General features: G+C 48.0%; 16 protein-coding genes. 5 read left to right on the forward strand and 11 right to left on the reverse strand.

Annotated elements, in window-relative coordinates:
* The first annotated feature begins 48 nt into the window (after window positions 1-48).
* Window positions 49-834 (forward strand): A24 family peptidase, encoded by a 786-nt coding sequence (locus tag QCB45_RS02590; RefSeq protein ID WP_279418978.1) that lies wholly within the window; start codon window positions 49-51, stop codon window positions 832-834.
* Between the two features lie 161 nt (window positions 835-995).
* Here the strand turns inward: QCB45_RS02590 and QCB45_RS02595 are convergent, their stop codons facing one another.
* A complete protein-coding gene (locus tag QCB45_RS02595) occupies window positions 996-1,289 on the reverse strand; it encodes a DUF3579 domain-containing protein (protein ID WP_279418979.1) in 294 nt (97 codons plus the stop codon).
* Between the two features lie 318 nt (window positions 1,290-1,607).
* Between QCB45_RS02595 and aroG the strand changes: the two genes are divergently transcribed.
* On the forward strand, window positions 1,608-2,675 hold the full coding sequence (aroG, locus tag QCB45_RS02600; protein WP_279418980.1) for a 3-deoxy-7-phosphoheptulonate synthase AroG: 1,068 nt from the start codon (window positions 1,608-1,610) through the stop codon (window positions 2,673-2,675).
* A gap of 99 nt (window positions 2,676-2,774) precedes the next feature.
* On the opposite strand, the gene thiL is transcribed toward aroG, so the two are convergent.
* From thiL to glyA, 8 genes are all read right to left on the reverse strand, one after another.
* Window positions 2,775-3,785, reverse strand: a complete 1,011-nt coding sequence (thiL, locus tag QCB45_RS02605; RefSeq protein WP_279418981.1) for a thiamine-phosphate kinase — start codon at window positions 3,783-3,785, stop codon at window positions 2,775-2,777.
* Window positions 3,786-3,866: 81 nt separating this feature from the next.
* A complete protein-coding gene (gene nusB / locus QCB45_RS02610; protein ID WP_279418982.1) occupies window positions 3,867-4,352 on the reverse strand; it encodes a transcription antitermination factor NusB in 486 nt (161 codons plus the stop codon).
* A gap of 13 nt (window positions 4,353-4,365) precedes the next feature.
* Window positions 4,366-4,827, reverse strand: a complete 462-nt coding sequence (gene ribE, locus QCB45_RS02615) for a 6,7-dimethyl-8-ribityllumazine synthase (protein WP_279418983.1) — start codon at window positions 4,825-4,827, stop codon at window positions 4,366-4,368.
* A gap of 119 nt (window positions 4,828-4,946) precedes the next feature.
* A complete protein-coding gene (gene ribBA / locus QCB45_RS02620) occupies window positions 4,947-6,062 on the reverse strand; it encodes a bifunctional 3,4-dihydroxy-2-butanone-4-phosphate synthase/GTP cyclohydrolase II (protein ID WP_279418984.1) in 1,116 nt (371 codons plus the stop codon).
* A 2-nt stretch (window positions 6,063-6,064) separates the two neighbouring features.
* Entirely contained in the window at window positions 6,065-6,715 is a 651-nt protein-coding gene (locus QCB45_RS02625; RefSeq protein ID WP_279418985.1) for a riboflavin synthase, read from the reverse strand.
* A gap of 16 nt (window positions 6,716-6,731) precedes the next feature.
* Window positions 6,732-7,898 carry a bifunctional diaminohydroxyphosphoribosylaminopyrimidine deaminase/5-amino-6-(5-phosphoribosylamino)uracil reductase RibD gene (ribD, locus tag QCB45_RS02630; protein WP_279418986.1) on the reverse strand — a complete coding sequence of 389 codons (1,167 nt, stop codon included), beginning with the start codon at window positions 7,896-7,898 and terminating at the stop codon, window positions 6,732-6,734.
* Window positions 7,895-8,377, reverse strand: coding sequence for a transcriptional regulator NrdR (gene nrdR / locus QCB45_RS02635; RefSeq protein WP_279418987.1), 483 nt, complete (start codon window positions 8,375-8,377; stop codon window positions 7,895-7,897). The genes ribD and nrdR overlap by 4 nt, the downstream gene beginning before the upstream one ends.
* 179 nt (window positions 8,378-8,556) lie before the next feature.
* Window positions 8,557-9,828, reverse strand: coding sequence for a serine hydroxymethyltransferase (gene glyA, locus QCB45_RS02640; RefSeq protein WP_279418988.1), 1,272 nt, complete (start codon window positions 9,826-9,828; stop codon window positions 8,557-8,559).
* A gap of 210 nt (window positions 9,829-10,038) precedes the next feature.
* Here glyA and ettA point away from each other — a divergent pair, with 210 nt between their 5' ends.
* The 3 genes from ettA to QCB45_RS02655 are packed head-to-tail and all read left to right on the forward strand — an operon-like array spanning window position 10,039 to window position 13,144.
* Window positions 10,039-11,709 carry an energy-dependent translational throttle protein EttA gene (gene ettA / locus QCB45_RS02645; RefSeq protein ID WP_279418989.1) on the forward strand — a complete coding sequence of 557 codons (1,671 nt, stop codon included), beginning with the start codon at window positions 10,039-10,041 and terminating at the stop codon, window positions 11,707-11,709.
* Window positions 11,710-11,717: 8 nt separating this feature from the next.
* Window positions 11,718-12,629, forward strand: a complete 912-nt coding sequence (locus QCB45_RS02650; protein ID WP_279418990.1) for a sensor domain-containing diguanylate cyclase — start codon at window positions 11,718-11,720, stop codon at window positions 12,627-12,629.
* Between the two features lie 20 nt (window positions 12,630-12,649).
* Complete coding sequence (locus QCB45_RS02655) at window positions 12,650-13,144, forward strand: DsrE family protein (protein ID WP_279418991.1); 495 nt, start codon at window positions 12,650-12,652, stop codon at window positions 13,142-13,144.
* 326 nt (window positions 13,145-13,470) lie between these two features.
* On the opposite strand, the gene QCB45_RS02660 is transcribed toward QCB45_RS02655, so the two are convergent.
* Together QCB45_RS02660 and purL are read right to left on the reverse strand one after the other, a co-directional pair.
* Window positions 13,471-15,384, reverse strand: a complete 1,914-nt coding sequence (locus QCB45_RS02660; RefSeq protein ID WP_279418992.1) for a 5'-nucleotidase C-terminal domain-containing protein — start codon at window positions 15,382-15,384, stop codon at window positions 13,471-13,473.
* Between the two features lie 180 nt (window positions 15,385-15,564).
* Entirely contained in the window at window positions 15,565-19,434 is a 3,870-nt protein-coding gene (gene purL, locus QCB45_RS02665; RefSeq protein ID WP_279418993.1) for a phosphoribosylformylglycinamidine synthase, read from the reverse strand.
* Between the last annotated feature and the right edge of the window lie 53 nt (window positions 19,435-19,487).

Here is a 19,487-nt window from a genome sequence, read left to right on the forward strand (position 1 = left end):
CATCTTAGCCTGCTAAAATCTGTATATTTACAGATCGACAGGAATGACATGGTACAACTCAGTCTCACTCAACTTCTGATTTTCAGCGCATTAATCGGCTTAATCATCGGCAGCTTCATCTCCATGCTGAGCTGGCGCCTGCCCCGTCTCCTCATGATGGAAGAAAGTGAGCAACTGAAGTCAATCAGCCTAGGTGGGTCCAAATGTCCTAACTGTGACGTCCGCTTGCCTTGGTACCGTCTGATTCCCCTATTCAGTTGGCTCTGGAGCAAAGGCCGGTGCCACAATTGCAATGTCCGCATCTCCGCCCGCTACCCTCTGATTGAAATTGCCACCGCCGCTGCTACCACACTGGTCATATGGCACTTCGGTGCGACATCAATCGGTTTTGCGGCCTTAGCGTTCACATGGATTCTAATCACCATCAGCGTCATCGACATTGAACACCAATTAATTTTGGATAATTTAAGCCTCCCTCTTTTATGGATAGGTTTACTGCTTAATTCCCAAAGCCTGTTTACTTCACCAACCGACGCCATTTGGGGCGCGGCAATCGGCTATATGCTACTGTGGGTTCTATTCCACACCTTCAAACTACTGACCGGAAAAGAAGGGATGGGGTACGGTGACTTTAAACTCCTGGCAGCACTGGGGGCTTGGTTTGGTATTGCAGCCATCCCACAAATCATTCTGGTCGCTTCGGTTGCCAGCCTGGTGATCGGATTGGGAGGCGTTTTATTGAAATTACGCGCTTACAACAGTCCATTGGCATTCGGGCCCTTCTTGGCATTAGGCGGCTGGATTACATTAATTGCAGGCACCAATCTGATTTAGAGCACGATTTCATAGAAAAAATTGAAGGGTATAAACGGTATAAGGGCGGTATAAGAGATAAAGACGCTGTGCTTTAGAAAAGACTGAAAGTATGACGATGTGAAAACGGTGAATGTCGGACCAGCCCACTGCGCTCTACGCACAGGGACCACATCAAATAATCAGCTGCCCAGCTTCGCTTCGGTTGCGTCACAGACACGTGACATCTTTAATTTATTGCTTTTCACGAAGTTCATCACGTATTGAAACATGATCGGGTTTTTGATTTCCAATTCCGTGTCGATGATCAGGCATTTTTCGCCCTCATATAATTCCGGATGCAACAACTCAGAAAATACAAGGCGATGCGCAGTACCATAACTCGCCATCATTGACGCGATACGGTCGATCCAATCACTGGGTCTGAATTTTCGGCCATCTTCGGTGTAGCCTTGAATTATGTATTTACAATGCACGTTCTTTCTGCCTAGAAATAATTTAATTTTTTAAAAATTAAGCAATAAATTTTAAACCCCGTAAGTTTAGCACAAAACAATTTAATAACCATCCCCATCGCCCCTATCTTTAGGCGATTGAAGTGATTTTTTCGTTCAATTTCATTCCCGGCAGGCCTGTTGATTTTCAACCAACACCTTTTTTGAAGGTTTTTCCATAAACAAAACGTACATAGCCATAAAATCCTAAAGCAATTCAATCAATAAAATGGCATAATATTTTGCTCTAAAAATAACGTTCACTCACAAATTGAGTCTTACTTGAAAACAGGGTTGATTATGACGCAGTATCAGACCGATGATCTACGTATCAAAAACATTACAGAAGTCCGTCCACCATGCGAACTGCATGAGCAATTTCCAATTACAGAAATGGCTGCCCAGACGGTGTATGATACGCGTCAACAGATTCACAATATCCTGTCTGGACGTGACGACCGCATGTTGATCATCATCGGCCCTTGCTCGATCCACGATCCGGAAGCGGCGCGTGAATACGCAGAGAAGCTCAAAGCGGAAATCGCCAAACACAAAGAAGACCTATTGATCGTGATGCGCGTCTACTTCGAAAAACCGCGTACGACTGTTGGCTGGAAAGGCCTGATCAATGACCCTGGTCTGAATGAATCCTTCGAAATCAACCGCGGCTTGGAGTTAGCACGCTCCCTTCTGCTCGACATCAACGACATGGGTGTACCTGCCGCGACGGAGTTCCTGGACCTGATTTCCCCTCAATACATTGCAGATTTGATTTCATGGGGTGCAATCGGCGCCAGAACCACCGAGAGCCAAGGGCATCGTGAACTGGCATCCGGTCTATCCTGCCCGGTCGGATTCAAAAACAGCACGGACGGAGGCTTCCAGATTGCCGTAGACGCAATTCGCGCGGCGAACAACCCACACATTTTCATGTCCCTGACCAAAGCAGGCCATTCGGCCATCTTCGAGACCACGGGGAACCCGGATTGTCACGTTATTCTGCGCGGTGGAAACAAAGGGCCGAACTACGATGAAGCGCACGTTAAAGAAGCGGTTGAAATGCTTCAGTCGGCCGGCGTTGAAGACAAGTTAATGGTGGATTGCAGCCACGCAAACAGCAGCAAACAACATGAACGCCAAATGGTCGTAGCAGATTCGATCGCAGAACAGCTATCAAAAGGTTCGCACCATATCATGGGTGCTATGATTGAGAGTCATCTGCTTGAAGGTCGTCAAGATGTGAAGCCCGGTCAACCATTGACTTATGGACAAAGCATCACCGATGCCTGCATCGGCTGGGAAGACAGTGAAAGCATTTTGGATACACTAGCAAAAGGTGTTCAAAAGCGTCGTCAATTCAAGGATTGATTCCAGTACCGTAACCTATAAAACCCACATCCAACTTCCTTAAAACCGGATGTGGGTAAATCCTGACTAAAAGACAGTCATCTTTAATCTCGCATAAGATCAGAAATGTTGATAACCATTGATTATCGATAAAACGTCAGAAAGCACTTCTCCCCCTTCCGTCTCTTTGATTTGCACGCCCTGTACCGACTGGATTCTGCCAATAGGCTTCACATCCATCTGTAGACCTACGAGTCTTGTACTCAAAGCCTCCCAATCCTTCTCGCGGACTGTAAAACACAACTGATAATCGTCTCCGGCCGAAAGCGGCAAACTCCAGTCTCCGGTTTCATCAATCCATTTACGCATTGCCTCGGATATAGGTACCTGATCCAGATAGAGCTCGGCGCCTAACACCCTGCCTGTTTTAGCTGAAGACTTTTCCAGAATATGCCCCAAATCCGCCAACAAACCATCCGAAACATCGATCGCTGCCGAAGCAAAATCGGTTAACTGACGGCCCAAATCAAGCTGTGGCTTAGGACGGTTCAAGGCTTCCAGGCAAGATTCCATGTCCGCTTTAGACAGACAGGCCTGCTGATTTCCTTCAAAAGTACGCATTGCGACTTTCAAGCCCAAACCGGCATCGCCCAAACAACCGGAAGCACAGATAAGGTCGCCCTCGTCCGCGCCGGAACGCAATATGGCTCGCCCTTTTTCAACCCAACCATTTGCGGTCACAGTCACCGTCAGAGGGCCTTTTGTAGTGTCACCACCAACCAGAGAGATCCGATAGAGTCGGCTTAATTCTGCAAGCCCCAGGGAAAAAGACTCTAACCAGGCCGGATCATTTTCCGGCAAAGTCAAGGCCAACGTAAAAGAACCCGGAATCGCTCCCATCGCCGCCAAATCACTGAGATTCACCGCTAAAGCTTTCCAGGCCACGTCATAGGCAGAGGTTTCGAGAGGAAAGTGTACACCAGCCACCAAGGTGTCGGTAACCACTACTAGCTGATGGTTTTCCGGCGGCGTCAATACGGCGCCGTCATCGCCGATACCGACTTCATCAGCAGATAAATTTTGGCTCAACGGCAAAAAGTAGCGGTCAATCAAATTAAATTCTTCGGACACTGCATTCCCCTATTACAAAAAAAGCCTCGCAAGTCGTTAAAACCTGCGGGGCTTTCTTCATAAGTTTTACCCGTTTTTCAATTAAGAAGCATTCACTTCCAGGCTTCTTAGTTGCTGAGCAACCTTATCCAGAACACCATTAACGTACTTATGACTCTCCTCGGCACCAAAGCGCTTGGCCAACTCAACACACTCATTGATGATAACCTTATACGGAATTTCAGGCTTGGCCTGCAATTCGTATACACCCATACGCATAATGGTTTTCTCGACCGGATCGATCATCGAAACTGAACGGTCAAGCAAAGAGCCGTAAACCTCGTCCAAGTCAGTTGCCTTAGCAGATACTTCGGTTAACAGTTCGTTGAACAATTCTGCATCGACGCCCGACAACAAGCCGTCCTCATTGAACTGCTTGGCAATGACAAACGGTTCATCCGCATTCATCTGCCATTGATATAACGCTTGCAGAGCAACGCGACGGGTCTCGGTACGCTGTGACACCTTCGGTTCGTCTTCGATGACTTCTTCGCCCTTGCCAGGCTGTACTTGATTCAAATCTTTCATTCAGTGAACTACTTTATAATTGTTTTAATACGTTAACCATCTCAATGGCTGCCAAAGTGCATTCTTCACCCTTGTTACCCGCCTTGGTTCCCGCGCGTTCAATTGCCTGTTCGATGCTGTCAACCGTCAAAACGCCGAATGAAACCGGAATTCCGCTATTCAACTGAACTTGACCTAGTCCTTTGACACATTCACCGGCTACGTAGTCGAAATGTGGCGTTCCGCCTCGAATAACCGCACCCAATGCAACAATGGCGTCGTACTTTCCGGAATTCGCCATTTTCTGTGCGACCAGAGGAATCTCAAAAGCACCCGGAACCATCACCTTATCGATATTGGCTTCATCACCACCGTGACGCACGATTGTATCGACGGCACCTTCAACTAGGTGATCAACAATAAAGCTGTTAAAGCGGCCAACCACCAAACCGATTTTCATGTCTGCTGCAGTTAAGTTTCCAACGATCGTTTTCATTTATAGTTCTCTTAAATTAATTTCATACCGATATCTAATGCGGTATTTTGCCATATTTGCCGTTAAATAGAAAAATTTCAGACCCAATGGGGTTTTTATCCGTAATTTATCTGTTTAAATCATTCAATTTTCGGTAGTACTTCGGTAATTTCCAACCCGAATCCGCTCAATGCGTTCATCTTCCACGCCGAACCGATAACCTTAATCTTTCGAATATTCAGATCCGCTATAATTTGAGCACCCAAACCATAGGTCTTAGTATCGTCTTCCACAATGCGTTCCGGAGATTTCACACCCAAGTCACGCATCTGGAACTGCTGAATCTTATCAAGCAACTCGCCAGCCTCTTCATGCTTGCGCAGTACCACAATCGCACCACTACCTTCCTGAACGATCTGCTGCATCGCCTTTTGCAACGACCATCCGCATTCGCCTCGAGTAGAACCGAAAACATCACACAGAGTGTCGAGCATATGTACACGAACCGCCGTCGGCTGTTCCGGATCCAACTGACCGTACACCAGAGCGAAATGCGCCTTGTGTTCAACCACATCCTGATAACCCACCAATTTGAATTCACCGTATTCGGTCGGCAACTTACATTCTGAGACGCGCTCGATTGTCTTTTCGTTTTGCAGGCGATACTGAATCAGGTCGGCAATCGTACCGATTTTCAAGCCGTGTTCCTGAGCGTAAGCTTCCAGATCGTCGCGACGGGCCATAGAGCCGTCTTCGTTCATGATTTCAACGATTACCGAGGCCGGTTCAAAACCAGCCAAACGAGCCAAATCGCAACCCGCTTCGGTATGCCCCGCACGTGTCAGGACGCCGCCTGGTTGTGCCATTAAAGGGAAAATATGCCCCGGCGTTACAATATCGCCCGGCGAAGCTTCTTTCGCCACAGCCGTCCGCACGGTCACCGCGCGATCGGCGGCAGAGATACCAGTCGTTACACCTTCCGCCGCTTCAATAGAGACAGTGAAGTTGGTGCCATGAGGATCTTTGTTATCACGCACCATCAAAGGCAAGTGCAGTTGATTACAACGTTCACGCGTCATTGTCAGGCAGATCAGACCACGGCCGTAACGTGCCATGAAGTTAATATCCTCTGCCGTTACCGTACTGGCAGGCACCAAAAGATCCCCTTCATTTTCACGGTCTTCGTCATCCATCAGAATAACCATCTTGCCTTGCTTGTAATCTTCAATCAGTTCTTCAATCGTATTTAACTGCATGCTTATTTAAATCCATTTTCCGCCAAGAATTCCGGCGTGATTTTCGATGTCGATTCCGCTTGTGGAGCGGACAGCATCCGCTCCAAATAACGCGCTAATAAATCTACTTCCAAGTTTACCTGAGTACCCGGTTTAAAATGTTTGATGGTCGTCTCCTGACGGGTATGAGGAACAATATTGACGCCAAACACACAGCCGTCGACCTGATTGACCGTCAGACTGATACCGTTGATGCAAATCGAACCCTTTCCTGCAATGTATTTACAAAGCTCAATCGGCGCTTCAATTTCATAACGCCAGGAACGGGCATCCTGAGCAACTGACTTCACCACACCTACACCGTCAACATGTCCGCTGACCAAGTGGCCGCCCAAACGATCCTGCAAACGCAAAGCCTTCTCCAGGTTGACCGGCGTACCCACATGCCATTCACCTGCCGTGGTCACACTCAAAGTCTCACCTGACACATCCGCCACATAAGACTGCCCACCTAATTCGATCGCCGTCAAACAAATTCCATTGGCGGCGATACTGTCACCAATCTGAACATCGCTCATATCGAGCTTTCCAGTATTGATGGTGACATGCCAATCGCCCTGACGGGACTCGATTTTTTCTATAAAGCCTTCTGCCTGGATAATTCCCGTGAACATTGACCAATATTTCCTCTTAAGCCTGGTTCGTTTCCTGATCCGTTTTCGGTATCAGGATCATATGTACGTCTTCACCCAACCGGTTTATGGACTCGATTCGATAAGACAACTTGTCCTCCATCGACTCCATTCCGGGCAGCACAAACATCGGTTTGGCCTGGTGCCCCATCAAAACAGGTGCGATGAAACTATGCAATTCATCAACCGTACCCGATTGAATAAAGGCTCCGGCCACAATCGCACCGGATTCCACCATCACTTCGCGAATTTCTTCTTCCTGAGCCAGATAATCCAACACCGATCCGATATCGAGACGATCCTCCTCGGAAGACACCGCAACCAGTTCATACCCTGCTTCGATCAAAGCCTCTACCTGACCGAGGTCACGTTCAATGGTTTCTTTCGACGTCATCAGAACCGTGCGCCCCGGACATGAAAGCATTTTAGCGTCCAACGGCATACTTAGGTTCGGATCAAGCACCACTCGTAACGGCTGGCAGGATCTCTCATCCAGATTCATTTCCGCCAACACGGCTTCCGGAAGACGAACATTCATACTTGGATCGTCGGCCAATACAGTTCCGATACCGGTCACAATCGCTCCACTTCGAGCACGCAATTTATGCACTTCAATGCGCGCCTCCGGACCGGTGATCCATTGGCTTTCACCGTTTGCCATCGCCGTACGTCCATCCAAACTACTGGCCATCTTCAACCGCACAAAAGGTCTTTGCTTTTCCATCATTTGAATAAACCCCGGATTCAATTCTCTCGCCTGCTCGGACAACAGACCCACTTCTACAGCAATTCCAGCTTGCTGCATCCTCTCGATACCGGAACCGGCTACCAAAGGATTCGGATCTCGCATGGCGACGACGACACGAGCCACACCCGCTTCAATTAAACCATCGGCACACGGCGGTGTCCGGCCGTGATGCGAACAAGGTTCCAAAGTCACATAAGCGGTTGAGCCTTGCGCCTCATCACCGGCTTCCGCCAACGCCACCCTTTCCGCATGCGGCAAACCGGCTTTTCTGTGCCACCCTTGACCGACAATGCTTCCGTTCTTGACTAGAATACAGCCGACAGCCGGATTCGGTTTGGTCGAATAGATGCCTTTGCCGGCCAAATCAATGGCCAGTTGCATAAAACGTTCGTCTTCTTCTGAAAAACGTTCCGTCATGAATTGCCATTATCCATTTTAGCGGTCGTGGCCATCACCAGTTTTTCAATTTCTTCCCTAAAGGCGTTTACATCCTGGAAAGAACGGTAAACTGAAGCGAAACGCACATAAGCGACCTGATCCAACTCTCTCAAAGCTTCCATCAGCCACTCTCCTAGCTGGGAGGAAGGGATTTCTCGCACACCTTCAGACATTAGGCGTTTGGTCATCTGACTGATGATCTGGTCGATGGCATCGCTCTCAACCGGGCGTTTTTCCAGTGCCTTGATCAAGCCACGGCGAATTTTCTCCTCATCGAAACGCTCACGATTGCCATCGCTTTTCACGACTCGAGGCAGCGAGAGTTCCGCCGACTCATAAGTGGTGAAGCGCTCCCCGCACTGCAGACATTCTCTGCGGCGGCGTACTTGAGCACCTTCGGTCGCAAGACGTGAATCCACCACCTTCGTATCCGGCGCATTACAAAACGGACAATGCATACCTCATTCACTCCATGGACAATGATTTATCTGATAATCTCTTTTATAAAAACCCAAGTCAAATCCAAGATTTTTATAAAAACAAATACCAAAAATTCAAGAAACTCTTTTGCAGATGCTAAAAAACCACCAGGCCTGGTGGTTTTTTAGAACTCGAATTCAGTTCGTAAAAACTGAAATTACTTGTAAACCGGCTTAGCTTCACACAAAGCAGAAACTTTAGCGCGAACATCCGCAATCACCGCTTCGTCCCAGGTCTCGTTTTCCTGGTCACAAGCATCGATTACGTCACACATCCACGTCGCAAGGTTCGTACAATCTTCTTCAGTGAAACCACGCGTGGTCGCGGCCGCCGTACCAACACGGATACCGGAAGTCACAAACGGAGACATCGGATCGTTCGGAACCGAGTTTTTATTGATGGTGATGTGCGCGCTATCCAAAGCCGCATCAACCAGCTTACCAGTCAAACCTTTCTCGATCAGGCTGACAAGGAACAAGTGGTTTTCAGTTCCGCCGGAAACAACATCACATCCACGCTGCATGAAGATTTTTGCCATTGCCTGTGCGTTGTTAACCACATTCTGGCAATACGTTTTCCATTCAGGCTCAAGACACTCTTTGAAAGCAACCGCTTTTGCCGCCATGACGTGAACCAAAGGACCACCTTGACCACCCGGGAAAATCGCAGAGTTCAATTTCTTTTCCAATTCCGGATTGGATTTGGCCAGGATCAAACCACCACGAGGACCGCGAAGAGTCTTGTGGGTCGTAGTCGTCACAACATCCGCGAACGGTACAGGGTTAGGATACAAACCACCGGCAACCAGACCAGCCACGTGAGCCATATCAACAAACAAGTAAGCGCCAACCGAATCCGCGATGTCGCGGAAACGCTGCCAATCAATAACTTGAGAGTAGGCTGAGAAACCGGCGATGATCATCTTAGGCTTATGCTCGTTAGCCAATGCCTGAACTTCATCGTAATCGATCTTACCGGTAACGGAATCGATTCCGTACTGAACCGCGTTGTAGATCTTACCTGAGAAACTGACGTGAGAACCGTGAGTCAAGTGACCACCGTGCGCCAAGCTCATACCCAAAACCGTATCGCCCGGCTCGACCAAAGCCATATAAACCGCTGCGTTTGCTTGGGAACCGGAATGCGGCTGAACGTTTGCATAATCCGCTCCAAACAATTCCTTAGCACGGTCGATCGCCGCTTGTTCAACGATATCCGCGAATTCACAACCACCGTAGTAGCGTTTTCCTGGATAACCTTCCGCATATTTGTTGGTAAAGCACGAGCCTTGCGCTTCCATCACTCGCGGACTGGTGTAGTTTTCAGACGCGATCAATTCGATGTGAGATTCTTGTCGTTTCTCTTCGTTTTGGATGGCATCTGCGATCAAATCATCGTAACCGGCAATGGTCATAGATTTTGTGAACATGAAAAGGTTCTCCGTCTCAAGTTTTAGTTTGTTCAAAGATGAGAATTTTACCCGTTTTCAAGCCAAATAACCACGGCAATCCATACATTTACAAATCTTATCCATCCAGAAGACGGTTTATCTTTATAAACGCCCGTTTTTTCGGTAAAGTTGCATGCATTATTATTTGTATTTTTGAAGTTAGATTAGAAAATTTTAGGAAACTGCTAAATGGCTCAATTCGTTTATACCATGAACCGCGTCGGGAAAGTCGTCCCGCCAAACCGCCACATCTTGAAAGACATCTCACTGTCATTCTTCCCCGGAGCCAAAATCGGGGTTTTAGGTTTAAACGGTTCCGGTAAATCCACACTATTGAAGATCATGGCCGGTATCGACACCGATATCGTCGGTGAAGCCCGCCCACAACCGGGAATTAAAATCGGCTACCTGCCTCAGGAACCCCAACTGGATGAAAGCAAGGACGTACGCGGCAATATCGAAGAAGCCGTAGCGGACGTCAAACAGGCTTTGGCCGACCTGGACGCGGTTTATGCCGCCTACGCCGAACCGGATGCCGACTTTGACGAACTTGCCAAAAAGCAAGCCGAAATCGAAGACTTGATCCAAGCCAAAGACGGGCACAATCTGGACCGTACCCTAGATATCGCTGCCGATGCATTACGCCTGCCTCCTTGGGATGCGGATGTCAGCAAACTTTCCGGTGGTGAACGCCGCCGTGTCGCACTTTGCAAACTGCTTTTGGAAAAACCGGACATGTTGCTATTAGACGAGCCAACCAACCATCTGGATGCAGAATCCATCGCTTGGTTGGAACGCTTCCTGCTCGACTTCCCGGGTACCGTGGTGGCCATCACTCACGACCGTTACTTCCTGGATAACGCCGCTGAATGGATTCTTGAGTTGGATCGCGGCGAAGGGATTCCTTTCGAAGGCAACTACTCTTCTTGGCTGGAACAGAAAGAGAAACGCTTGGAGCAGGAAGCCAAAACCGAAGCGGCCCGAATCAAAACTATGAAAAACGAATTGGAATGGGTACGCTCCAATCCAAAGGGCCGTCACGCCAAATCCAAAGCACGTTTATCACGCTTTGAAGAACTGAGTAGCTCCGAACACCAAAAACGTAACGAAACCAACGAAATTTATATCCCGGTTGCGGAACGCTTGGGTGAAAAAGTCATTGAGGTCAACCACATTTCCAAAGGTTTCGGCGATCGCTTACTGATCGACGACCTGAACTTCCGCCTGCCACAAGGGGGAATTGTCGGAATCATCGGTGCCAACGGTGCCGGTAAGTCCACCCTATTCCGCATGCTGACCGGGCAGGAACAGCCCGACAGCGGTTCTATCGAATTCGGTGAAACCGTACAGCTATCCTACGTTGACCAGAGCCGTGACGCTTTGAACGACAACAACACCGTCTGGGAAGAGATTTCCGGTGGTGATGATGTCTTCATGGTCGGAAACATGGAATTCAATTCTCGAGCCTACTGTAGCCGCTTCAACTTCCGAGGCGGAGACCAACAGAAAAAAATCGGTCAACTTTCAGGCGGTGAGCGCAACCGCGTCCACTTGGCAAAGACTTTAAGAAGCGGCGGGAACCTGCTGCTGCTGGATGAACCGACCAACGACCTTGATGTTGAAACTCTGCGTGCTTTGGAAGAAGCCCTACTGGAATTCGCCGGTTGCGCCGTGGTCATCTCCCACGACCGTTGGTTCCTGGATCGTATCGCCACGCACATGCTGGCTTTCGAAGGGGATTCACATGTCGAATGGTTCGAAGGAAACTTCTCAGATTACGAAGAAGACTTGAAACGCCGCAAAGGTGCGGATGCCGCACAACCACATCGCATTAAATACAAACCGATTAGCAAGGACTAGGGATTCCAATGACTGAAGAAAATATCAACTCTCATCTTATCGCCATTGCCAACGCCATGCCCGACCCGATTTTCGTCATGGGTCAGGACGGCACCTATCTGGACATCATAGGTGGACAGGAACGCTCTTTATACGCCGACGGCTCCGAACTGATCGGCAAGAAATACAGTGACGTCCTGCCTGAAAAAATGGCTGAACGTTTCCTGCTTGTTGTGCAGAACGCCATCAAAAGCGGTCGCTTACAGGAGATCGAATACCAGTTGGCGGATGAAGAAGTTGAAGGTGTCCACGACAGCTCAACCAAAGGTGGTCAGTGGTACGAAGCGCGTGTCTACCCGATCAACGAAGGCGCTTATGAACAGCCAGCAGCCATCTGGTTGGCGATCAACATCACCAGTCGTAAACACATGGAAGAACAGTTAGAACACCTCTCTTCCAACGACCCTCTGACCAACTTGTACAACCGTGACTTCTTCTTCGACATCGTCAACGAAGAGATCAGCAAAGCCAAGTTGAACAATCAGCCTCTGTCACTATTCAAGATCAACCTGGATTGCTTCAAACGCATCACCGACCGTTATGGTCATGAGATGGGTGATACAGCGATTCTCACCGCTGCTCATGCAATCAAGAACGTCATTAAAGATCTTGGCCACATCGGCCGCTTGAGCTGCGACCAGTTCATGGTGGTTCTGCCGGAAGTCAAAGCGGTCGATGCCTTCCGCATCGCCAAACTGGCACAGGAAACCATCACTGCCCAGACAATCAAACTGGATGACGGTACGACGACCTGCCTGACCAGCCATGCAGGCGTGACCGAACTGCGCAAACCTGAAGAGGACAGCCAAACCCTATTCATGCGTGTCAATAAAGCCATTGAAGCGATTGAAGGCAAAAAAGACATCACCAACATCCTGTAAACCAACGAGGGGAATCAACGATGAACATGTTCCACAAAGGTTTTAAAGCATTTATCGCCGGTATCGTGCTTGCCGTATCGTCAATCACTACGGCGCAAGCTGCCGATGACGGTGCTAAAGTCGTCTACCACGTCGACTTCAAGGATCCGACCCGCTATTCGGCTACACTAACTTCCATCAACAACATTCTCAACTTCTACGAGTCTGAATTGATGGAGCCGGAAGTACATTTAGTATTTGTCGGCTACGGCTTACGCTTCACAACCGACGACGATTTGAAAGGCACGCCTTACGAAGCAGATCAGCCACTACTTGAACGCCGTGAAGAGCTTAAAGGCCGTTTACAGAGCCTGATTACGGTTCGTGGCGTGAAAGTCGAACTTTGCGACAAAACACGTGACGAAGTCGGTCTGGCAAAAGATAAGATCTATAAAGGAATTGAATTGACACCTTCCGGTGTGGCAAAGATCGCCATCCTGCAAAGCGAAGGCTTCTCATATCTCAAAATTCAATAATTGTGGCCTAATAACCATCTAGAACCATCTTGCCTGCACGGACTTCAAAGCCCGTCAGGCGGGCTCCCTCCCCATCTCCCAAATTCATCTTCATCCTCTCACACTCCTAATACCAGACCGATCCGGTAGAACAACTCATTCAAACCAAAATTTATAACGCCCATTTTCCTTTTACGTATACCTCTTGGGACATCACCAAACAATACGGTACGTCAATAATCCTTAACTCAGCCAAATAACAATCCAAACAAGCCTGTTCATTTTTTCCGGACATAAAAAAACCGGCATTAGAGCCGGTTTTTTTTAATCGAAAGCTTAAGTTTAAATTAAGCCATCTCACCTGGGTAAGCTTCGATACCTGGGTTGTCCTTAACACCCTTAAGCTTAGGATGGTTAACCTTCTTAAGCTTCATGTCGCTCTTATGACGACGTAGGTAGTCAGCAGCAACATCCCACATCAAGCGGCCGTCACCAACAGACTCAACCTGTGCCCAACCGGCAACAGTGTATGTCTTGTTAGCTTCTAGAGGCGTACCGTCATCCAAACGCATGTCAGAGATACGGTTACCTAGTGTAGCGTTTGGCTCACAAGTGTAGTCCATACCACCAAGACGAACCATATCACCACCAGACTGTAGGTATGGGTCTTTCTGGAATAGGTTCTCACAGATACCTTCTAGGATATCCTTCATTTGAGCACCGGTTACTTCAGACTTATAAGTTTCACCATAAGTCATAGAAGTTTCATCCATTACGCGCTCCATAGTGATGGTTTCACCAGCTAGAACAGAAGTACCCCAACGTACACCGGCAGACATAGCGATCTGAGTATCATGCTCTTCACGTAGAGAGTTTACGATGATCTGATCCCAAGTACCCATGAAGTTACCACGACGGTATAGAGTATCTTCCGCTACCGCTAGCTCTTCGTTCAGGATTTCACCGTAAGTCTTACCTAGACGCTCTTTACTGTATGCACGTGAAGGATCACGAGATTCAACGATGTTTGTATCGTACTTACGAGTATATAGGTGATCGATGAAAGTCGTTACTTCCTGATCTGCATCCAAGATGTTAGAGAATACAGGTAGCAACTTGTAATCAACGCCTTTCAATTTACCGTTAGAGATATCCAAGTCCATGCAACCAACAAACTTACCGTTAGAACCGGCGTTTGTTACGTGACATACACCACCTTCTGGAGTCTTAACCGGAGTAGTCTTAGGAATACCGTCGTGAGTGTGACCACCAAAGATCGCATCTAGACCGTTGATACGTGAAGCCATCTTGATGTCAACATCCATACCGTTGTGAGAAATCATAACGACTGCCGCTGGCTTCTCAGTTTCACGGATCTTGTCGATTGTTTCCTGAAGCGCATCTTCACGAAGACCGAAAGACCAATCCGGGAAGTTAGACTGTGGGTTAGCGTTTGCAGTACGTGGGAAAGCCTGACCTACAACAGCGATACGCTCACCGTTAACGATTTTGATTGTGTATGGCTTGAATGCACGTGCTTCGTCTTCGTCATAAAGACCAACACCGTTGTTCGCTTCAACCATTTCACGATATGCGTCACCAAACAATGAATCTTCTTTGATACGGATGTTCTGTGCAAGGAATTCACCTTTGAAGTTGTTCAAGTTCTTCAACACTTCTTCTTCAGTGTATGTAAATTCCCAGTGACCGGTCATGATGTCAACACCTAGTAGGTTTGACGCTTCAACCATGTCCGCACCACGAGTCCAAAGCGCAGTACCGGAACCGTGCCACAAGTCACCACCATCCATAGTCAACGTGTTTTCACGTCCACCAGCTTGCTCGCGCAATTTATCCAAAAGGGTTTTAACGTGTGCGAAACCACCTACTTTACCGTACTGTTCAGAAGCATCTTGGAAGTTAATGTAAGTGAAAGCGTGTGCAAGAGGTGTGTTTGGCTCAATACCAAGCTCTTTTAACAATTTTGTACCAACAACGTGAGGCAATTTACCGAAAGCTGGACCAGTACCCAAGTTTACGTTCGGCTCACGGAAATAGATTGGCTTTAACTGGGCGTGCGTATCTGTAATGTGCAGCAGACGAACCTTACCTTTCATAGGCTGGTTATAGATTTCTGCAGAAGCTTTTGCTGCTGCAGCTTTGTCTGTACCTGAAGACATTGCACTTGCAGTACCTGGTAACATCCCTGCAGCTGCAGCCATAGACATTACATGTAAAAATTCACGACGATTTAAAGACATTCGGACTCTCTCCGTTTTAGTTTCAATTTTGGCTCACTCTAAAAATGGGCTATAACAAAGCCCAGCAAATTTAAAGAATAAACCTTATAAAGTCAAATAAAGCAAAGTTATCGACCCCAAAAAATTCCTTATGGAAAATTAAGGCCGACAAATTTACCCCTAGTTATAAATTAGAACTGATTAACCAACCCACTTCCGCGCATTTCTAAACATGCGCATCCATGGAGCATCCTCTAACCAGTCATCTGGATGCCAAGAATTCTGTACCGTTCTGAACGCACGCTCAGGGTGTGGCATCATAATAGTGACGCGTCCATCCTTCGTTGTCAGACCGGTCATACCACCAACCGTACCATTCGGATTAAACGGATACGCTTCCGTCGGAGCACCTGTACTGTCGACATATCGAAGCCCGACAAGACCTTCAACATCGGAAGCCGAACCATTACCAAAATCCATACGCCCTTCACCATGCGCGACAGGAACCGGAATACGGGTTCCCTCCATTCCCTGCAACAACACGGAAGGAGAAGACTGAATTTCAACCAATGAAAAACGTGCTTCAAACTGTTCTGAATGGTTGCGGACAAATTTTGGCCAACTTTCAGCCCCCGGAATAATTTCCTTCAAGTTCGACAGCATCTGACAGCCGTTACAAACACCTAAGGTAAAGGTGTCCTCACGCTGGAAGAACTGAGCAAACTCTTCACGAGCGGTATCATTGAAAAGGATTGAATTCGCCCAACCACGACCGGCACCCAATACGTCACCGTATGAGAAACCACCACAAGCCACCAAGCCTCTGAAACCATCAAACTTGACTTCACCCGACAATACGTCAGACATATGCACATCAACCGCATCGAATCCGGCACGGTTGAATGCGGCAGCCATTTCCTGCTGACCGTTGACGCCCTGCTCTCGAAGAATTGCAACTTTCGGGCGAGGTTTACCGGCGAACTCAGCAGTGATATCTTCGTTGATATCAAACGTCAAATTCACTGACAATTCTGTATTCGCATCATTGGAAATTGCATCGAATTCCTGCTGGGCGCAATCTTCGTTATCTCGTAAGGCCTGCATGCGATAACTTGTTTCAGACCACCATGCCTGTAACGTTTTGCGCGGTTTAAGCAACATGGTTTCACCATGAGCAACAATTTTAATCTGGTCATCCAACGCTGGCGTTCCAATCCAGTGTGACATACCAGTCAGATTATTGGCTTCCAATATAGCTTCAATACTGGCTTTATCCGTCGATTTAACTTGAATCACAACACCGACTTCTTCAGCACACAAAGCGGCAACCGGCTCGGAACCCAATGCAGAAACGTCCACATTCAAACCACAATGTCCGGCAAACGCCATTTCCAACAACGTAACCAAAAGGCCACCGTCGGCACGATCGTGATAAGCGACCATCAAGTCATCAGCCAACATCGCCTGAGTTGCATTAAATAAATTCAATAGATCATCAGCGCTATCTAAGTCAGCCGACACATCACCGATCTGATTGTAAACCTGTGCCAAACAGCTTGCACCGATACGGTTTTGACCACGCCCGAGATCGATGACCAAAAGCTCGGTTTCACCCAAATCCGTTCTAAGTTGAGGTGTCACCGTTTTACGGACATCCTCAACCGGAGCGAAAGTCGTGATGTTCAAAGAAACAGGCGAAATAACAGCCTTATCCTGATCACCATCTTGCCAAACAGTTTTCATCGACATGGAATCTTTACCGACCGGTACTGCAATTCCCAATTGAGGGCACAATTCCAAGCCAACCGCTTCCACGGCATCGTACAAAGCGGAATCTTCTCCAGGGTGACCGGCTGCAGCCATCCAGTTGGCAGAAATCTTGATTTTGCCCATTTCAGCGATTTTCGCACACGAGATATTAGTGATCGCTTCAGCAATCGCCAAACGTGCAGAAGCTTTAGGATTGATCAATGCAACCGGTGGACGCTCACCCGTCGCCATCGCTTCACCGGTATAACCTTTATAATCCGAACAAGTCACCCCGGCATTCGCCACAGGAACCTGCCAAGGTCCGACCATCTGATCACGAGTAACCATACCGGTGATGCTTCGGTCCCCGATGGTAATTAAGAAAGATTTATCCGCAATCGTAGGCAACTTCAACAAACGTTCGGTCACATCTTCAAAATCCAAAACCGCCGTTTCAAAGCCTGGCTGGGGAACCAATCTCGACTCAACAGTACGATGCATTTTTGGTGGCTTGCCCAAAAGTACATTCAACGGCATATCCACTGGATTGTTATCGAAAACCGTGTCATTAACGACCAGCTTTTGCTCTTGAGTGGCAACACCCACGATGGCATACGGGCAACGTTCACGCTTACATAGAGCTTCGAACTGTTCGATCTGATCAGGGTAAACCGCAATAACATAGCGTTCCTGAGATTCGTTACACCAGATTTCCATTGGCGACATGCCCGGTTCGTCATTCGGCACCTTGCGCAGATCGAAGATTGCACCCTTACCCGCATCATTCACCAATTCCGGGAAAGCGTTAGACAAACCACCTGCACCCACATCGTGGATAGACGCAATTGGCGAGTTTTCGCCCAAATAAGTACAGCGGTCAATCACCTCTTGCGCACGGCGCTCCATTTCAGGGTTTTCACGTTGCACGGAAGCAAAATCCAGATTTTCGGAACCTGCACCGCTATCAACCGAAGACGCTGCACCACCGCCAAGACCGATCAACATAGCTGGACCACCCAACACAACCAACTTGGCACCAACTGGAATGTCATTTTTGTGGATATGAACTTCACGGATACTACCCAGACCACCCGCTAACATGATCGGCTTGTGATAACCACGTACCTCTTCTCCATCATGGGTCATCAATGTATTTTCATAAGTACGGAAATAACCATTGATGGCTGGACGACCGAATTCATTGTTGAAACCGGCTGCTCCCAAAGGTCCTTCGATCATGATTTCGAAAGGCGTTACGATACGCCCTGGCTTGCCATACTCTCGCTCCCAAGGCTGTTTAAAACCGGGAATGTTCAAATTAGAAACGGTAAAACCCGTCAAACCGGACTTAGGCTTGGAACCACGACCGGTCGCACCCTCATCACGGATCTCACCACCGGAACCCGTAGCCGCTCCCGGCCAAGGTGAAATCGCAGTTGGATGGTTGTGAGTCTCAACCTTGATCTGGAAGTGTACCGGCTCGGAATGGTAACCGTATTCACGGGTTACCGGATCCGGGAAGAATCGAGTGGCTTGAGCACCCTCGACAACAGCGGCATTATCGCTATAGGCGGACAACACCCCTTGAGGATTTTTCTGATAAGTATTGCGGATCATACCAAACAATGAATTTGGTTTGTCTTCGCCGTCAATCGTCCAGTCAGCATTGAAAATCTTGTGGCGACAGTGCTCAGAGTTGGCCTGGGCAAACATCATCAATTCGGCATCAACCGGGTTACGCTTCAAGCCGGTGAAAGCATCGACCAGATAGTCAATTTCATCGTCACTCAACGCCAATCCCATTTCAGCATTAGCCTTAACCAACGCATCCCTACCACCACTCAGAACATCAACTGTCGTCATAGGCCTTGGTGACTGGTGGGAAAACAGATTTTCCAACTCATCAAATGAATGAAATACCTGTTCCATCATTCGGTCATGCAATTGAGCTTCCATTACTGGCTTATCAGACTCTGCAACCCCCTCCAGGAAATAAACAATACCACGTTCAATTCGCTGAATAGACTGAATACCACAAGTATGGGTGATATCCGTCGCCTTGGATGACCAAGGAGAAATCGTACCCAAACGCGGCGTTACGATACAGCTTCCGGAAACAATCGAAGCATCCAGACTCTCTTCCGTATTGTTCAAAAGAACTCTCAAATGAGCCATTTCTGTCGAGGATAACTCCCCTTCCAGCTCCACGAAATAAACGAACTGTGAACGAACCGCTTCAATTGCGCCAACACTCTTTAACTTGTTCAAAAGTTGATTCAAACGGTAATCAGAGTGAGCAGGATTTCCCCAAACAATTTGCATATCTTTTGTCCTTCCAAAAAAACAAAAACCCCCGATCTTCGAGGGTCCTAAAA

It is taken from the genome of Thiomicrorhabdus sp. ZW0627 (genome assembly GCF_029767005.1).
Taxonomy (GTDB): Bacteria; Pseudomonadota; Gammaproteobacteria; order Thiomicrospirales; family Thiomicrospiraceae; genus Thiomicrorhabdus.